Raw genomic sequence first — 4902 nt, 5'->3', positions numbered from 1 at the left:
GGCGTCGCCCAGCTGTAGGGTGAGGATCTGTTCGACCAGCGGCGTGCAGGAGCCGCAGCTCGCCGAGGCCTTGGTGAACGCGCGCACGGCCTCAATGGTCTTCAAGCCCAGGTCGGTGATCGCCGTGGTGATCACGCCCTTGCACACGCCATTGCAGCCACAGACCTCTTGGCTGTCGGGCATCGCTGCAACGGCGCTCTTAGGGTCCACCCCCCGCAGGGCCTCCGTGATCGCCTGGCCGAAGATCAGGGTGTCGCGAAGGGTGGTGACGTCCTCACCACGCTTCATCAGGTCGAAATACCAGGCGCCGTCGGCGGCGTCGCCAAACAGCACCGCGCCGGCGACCTTGCCGTTCTCGATCACCACACGCTTGTAGACGCCGCGGCCGGCGTCGCGGAACACCACGTCCTCGCAGCCCTCGCCGCCGGAGAACTTTCCGGCCGAGAACACGTCGACGCCGGAGACCTTCAGGCGGGTCTGCAACAGCGAGCCTTCGTAGACCGCGCCCTCGTCGCCGGTCAGCACGTCGGCCAAGGTGCGGCACATCTCCCAGATGGGCGCCACCAAGCCGTAGGCTATGCCGCGGTGCTCGGCGCACTCGCCGATCGCGAACACCGCCGGATCGGAGCTGCGCAGGCCGTCGTCGACCACCACGCCACGTCCGCAGATCAAACCCGCCTGGGCGGCCAGCGAGATGTTCGGCCGGATGCCGACGGCCATCACCAGGAGGTCGCAGGGGATTGTGCGACCGTCCTTCAGCTTCAGCCCCGACACCCGGCCTTCGGTCCCGACAATCGCCTCGGACTGGGCGCCCAGGACCGTCTCCACGCCGCGCTGGCTCAGCGCCTCGCGCAATAGCCAGCCGGACGCCTCGTCCAACTGGCGTTCCATCAGCACGTCCATCAGGTGGACGACGGTGGCCGCCATGCCGCGACGCACCAGGCCGTAGGCGGCTTCGAGCCCCAGCAGGCCGCCGCCGATCACCACCGCGCGACCGCCGGCGTCAGCCGCGGCGACCATGGCCTCGACATCGTCCAGATCGCGGAAGGTGACCACGCCTTTCAGGTCTGCGCCCGGCAGCGGCAGGCGCACAGGATCGGACCCGGTGGCCAGGATCAGCCGGTCGTAGGCCAGCGTCAGCCCGCCTTCGGCCTCGATCGTTCTGGCCTCGCGGTCGACGCGCAGGACCGCACGGCCGGCGTGCAGGGTGATGGCGTTGTCGCGGTACCAGGCGGCGTCGTTGATGACGATGTCCTCGAACGCCTTCTCGCCGGCCAGGACCGGGGACAACATGATGCGGTCGTAGTTTACGCGGGGCTCGGCCCCGAGGACGGTGATCTCGTAGCGTTCGGGATCGCGCTTCAGCACTTCCTCGATCGCGCGGCAGCCGGCCATCCCATTGCCGACCACGACCAGACGTTCCTTGGGCATCGACATCTCCGCCTGACAGCTCCACGCAGGCGGGGAGCGAAAAATGTTCGGATGGACGCCATTGCCCGGATGAGTGCGCGCCGCGCGCTCCGGTCCCCCTGGGGAACCCTGCGGCGCTTCGAGCTTCGTTGCCCGAGACGCTGCTTTTCGTAACATGCTCGCTTTCGCACTGCAGCGTGGAGCCGACCGTTCCTGACGCTCCGCCGCGTTCAAGCCCGGAATTTAGGCGCCGCGCTGAGCACGGCGCCCCACGTGCGTGCGCGCTACACCCTGGCCAAGGTCGCTGAGGCTGCACCCCAGGTCGTGCGCCAGGTCTTCTTGATCGTCGTGAGGCCGACTAGAGCCACCAGGGCGAGCGCCGCAAAGCCCAGGAAGCCGGCTTGGTAGGTCCCGGTCAGTTGCTTCGACAGGCCGAGACTGGACGCGAGGTAGAAGCCGCCGATGCCGCCGGTCATGCCGACCATGCCGGTCATCACGCCGATCTCGTTGCGGAAGCGCTGAGGCACAAGTTGGAACACCGACCCGTTGCCCATGCCGAGCGCTCCCATGCCGATCATGATCACCACCAGGGTGGCGCGCACGTCAGGAAGGCCGAAGCTCATCACCACCAGGGCGACCGCGGCGATCATGTACATGATGGACAGCGTGCGGATGCCGCCGATGCGGTCAGCCAGCGCGCCACCGATCGGCCGCACCATCGAGCCGGAGAACACGCAGGCCGCGGTGAAGAAACCTGCGATCACCGGGGTCAGGCCATATTCGGAGTTGAAGTAGATGGTCAGGGATGACGACAGCCCCACGAAGCCGCCGAAGGTCACGCCGTAGAACAGCATGAACCACCAGGCGTCGGGGATCTTCAACACCGACAGGTATTCGGCCAGCGACTTCGGCGCCGGTTGGTCAGGCGCGTCTTTGGCGAAGATCACAAAGACGATGAAGGCGACGATCAGCGGTATCGTCGCCAAGGCCAGGACGTTCTGCCAGCCATAGAGGTTGGCGAGGCCCGGCGCGAACAGCGACGCGAGCACGGTGCCCGAGTTGCCGGCCCCGGCGATGCCCAGCGCGACGCCCTGGTATTGCGGCGGATACCAGCGCGAGGCGAGCGGCAGGGCGATGGCGAAGGACGAACCGGCGACCCCGAGAACGAGGCCCACGGCGAGAATGCCGATGTAGCTGTGCACGCCGATCAGCCAGGCGGTCAGCAAACCGACGATCACCACCAGTTGGCAGATGATCCCGGCGCGCTTGGGACCAATTCGGTCGACCAACACGCCGTTGACGATCCGCAGGATGGCGCCGCCCAGCACGGGGATGGCGACCATCAAGCCCTTCTCCGCTGCGTCGAGGCCAAGGTCCTTGGCGATCTGCACGCCGAGGGCGCCCAGCAGCACCCAGACCATGAAGCTCATGTCGAAGTAGAAGAAGGCCGACGCCAACGTGGGCGTGTGTCCGGCCTTGAGGAAATCCTTGCCGATCATGTGGGCGCTCTTGCTTGGGCGATCCCGGAGGCCGGGCGCTTTGGATGGGAGCGGCGTGATCGTCCAGAGCGGCCTGGGAGCCCGCGTCGCCTTTGGCGCGGGCGAGACGTTCGCCGAGAGAGCTGGCTTCTAGACGCCCGCCTGCGGTGACGCTTCGCCCGGATCGCAGAACGGGCCGACGCCAGCCGGCTATGCGCAAAAAGCAGGCGTAGCTGGCTCAGCGGCGCCTGAATGCAGGCGCCAGGGGCTGGACAGCGATGCTTGCGCGTGCGCTCCGAGCCATATGGACGACACCCAGACATCCCCGCAGGTGCTGAGCGGCATGGCCAGCGAGGCCGGGCGTCGGCCGCATAACGAGGATTTCGCCGCCGTGCTGACCGAGCCGCCGGGTCGCGCCACCGGCGTCGCTGCGGCCATCGCCGACGGAATCGGCGGCGCGAAGGGCGGACGCGTCGCCGCCGAGCTGGCTGTGCGCCAGACCCTGGACGGCTATCTCAGTCAAAGCGAGGCGAAGAGCGTTCGACGCACCGCGGGCCACGCCATCGAGAGCGCCAACCGCTGGATCCACGCCCAGGGCCGCATCGACCCGGCGCTGAAGCACATGGGCTCCACGCTCACCGTGGCGATCCTGCGCGGCCGGCGCCTGCATGTGCTGCACGTGGGCGACACCCGGCTGTACCGCCTGCGCGACGGCCGCCTCACCAGGCTCACGGTCGACCACCGGGCGGAGGGCCAGACCAACGTCCTGACCCGCGCGATCGGCGCCCAGGAAACGGTGCGCATCGACTACGCCAGTGACGAATTGCAACCTCACGACCGGCTGGCCCTGCTCACCGACGGCGTCCACGGCGCGCTGTCGGACCGGCGGATCGAGGACGAGATGGCGCGACGCGACGCGCCCGACGAGACAGCACGCCGCCTGGTGCGCGCGGCGTTGGACGCGGGCTCGGACGACAACGCCACCGCCCTGGTGCTGGACGTGCCCGATCTGCCTGCCGCCGACGTCGTGAGCCTGAGCCAGGACGTGGCGGACCTGCCTATGCGTGAGCCGCCGCAGGTCGGAGAGACGGTGGATGGCTTCGAATTGCAGGCGGTGCTCGCCAATGGCCGTTACAGCCGGGTGTTTCGCGCGCTCGACCAGACGGACGGCGCGGTGGTGCTGGTCAAGTTCCCCAAGCCTCAGGTGCTGGGCGCCGAGGCGCAGGCGCGCGCAGCTTTCCTGCGCGAATCGTGGGTGGCCAGCCGTGTGCAGAACCCATTCGTCGGCGCCGTGCTCGACGTCCCGGTCGGGCGGCGCACGTCGCTGTACCTGGTGCAGCCGTTCTACGCAGGCGAGACGCTCGAGCGGCGGCTGACGCGTCGCCCGCCTGTGAGCTTCGAGGACGGGCTGGACATCGCCGTCAAGCTGACCAAGGCGGCGGCCTCGTTGCATCGCGCTGGCGTGATCCATCGCGACATCAAGCCCGACAACGTCATCCTGGAGGCCGGCGGCGGCCTCAAGTTGATCGATCTGGGCGTCGCACGCCTGCCGAACCTCGAGGCCGAGCTGGGCGCCGACATCCCCGGCACGCCCAGCTTCATGGCGCCGGAGTTGTTCGCCGGCGAGCCCGGCGACGAACGCGCCGACATCTTCGCCCTGGGCGTGACGGCGTTCGCGATGTTCACCGGCGGCAAGCTGCCCTACGGCGAGATCGAGCCGTTCACCTCGCCGCGGCACCGCCGCAGACAGGCCTTGTCGGCGTCGCGTCCTGACCTGCCGGCGTGGCTGGAGGCGACCTTGGCCAAGGCTCTGGCCGTCGATCCCAAGGACCGTTTCCAGGACGCCTTCGAACTCGCGTTCGAACTGGAGAACGGCGCGATCCGCGGCGCACCGGCGCGGCGGGGGCGGCCCAGTCTCTACGAGCGTGATCCGCTGCGGTTCTGGCAGGTGACGGCGTTGGTCCTGCTGGTTCTCCTGCTGGCGTCGCTAGCGCGCTGAGCCCTCAGGCGGCGG

Annotated in this window: 3 protein-coding genes; 1 reads left to right on the top strand and 2 read right to left on the bottom strand. The window is 68.7% G+C overall.

What is annotated here, in order from left to right:
• Positions 1 to 1437: FAD-dependent oxidoreductase (locus Q8M88_RS14340; RefSeq protein WP_305597838.1), on the bottom strand; the 1437-nt coding region annotated here is incomplete at its 3' end.
• A 257-nt stretch (positions 1438 to 1694) separates the two neighbouring features.
• Positions 1695 to 2909 carry a NarK/NasA family nitrate transporter gene (locus tag Q8M88_RS14335; protein WP_305597837.1) on the bottom strand — a complete coding sequence of 405 codons (1215 nt, stop codon included), beginning with the start codon at positions 2907 to 2909 and terminating at the stop codon, positions 1695 to 1697.
• Positions 2910 to 3192: 283 nt separating this feature from the next.
• Between Q8M88_RS14335 and Q8M88_RS14330 the strand changes: the two genes are divergently transcribed.
• Positions 3193 to 4887, top strand: coding sequence for a bifunctional protein-serine/threonine kinase/phosphatase (locus Q8M88_RS14330; protein WP_305597836.1), 1695 nt, complete (start codon positions 3193 to 3195; stop codon positions 4885 to 4887).
• Positions 4888 to 4902 lie beyond the last annotated feature (15 nt).

The organism is Phenylobacterium sp., from assembly GCF_030693805.1.
Taxonomy (GTDB): domain Bacteria; phylum Pseudomonadota; class Alphaproteobacteria; order Caulobacterales; family Caulobacteraceae; genus Phenylobacterium.
This window is presented reverse-complemented; position numbering and strand designations above follow the sequence as displayed.

Excerpts from the sequence above, each read along its gene's own strand:
- Q8M88_RS14335 (WP_305597837.1), bottom strand. The coding sequence starts at position 2,909 with ATGATCGGCAAGGATTTCCTCAAGGCCGGACACACGCCCACGTTGGCG.
- Q8M88_RS14330 (WP_305597836.1), top strand. The coding sequence starts at position 3,193 with ATGGACGACACCCAGACATCCCCGCAGGTGCTGAGCGGCATGGCCAGC.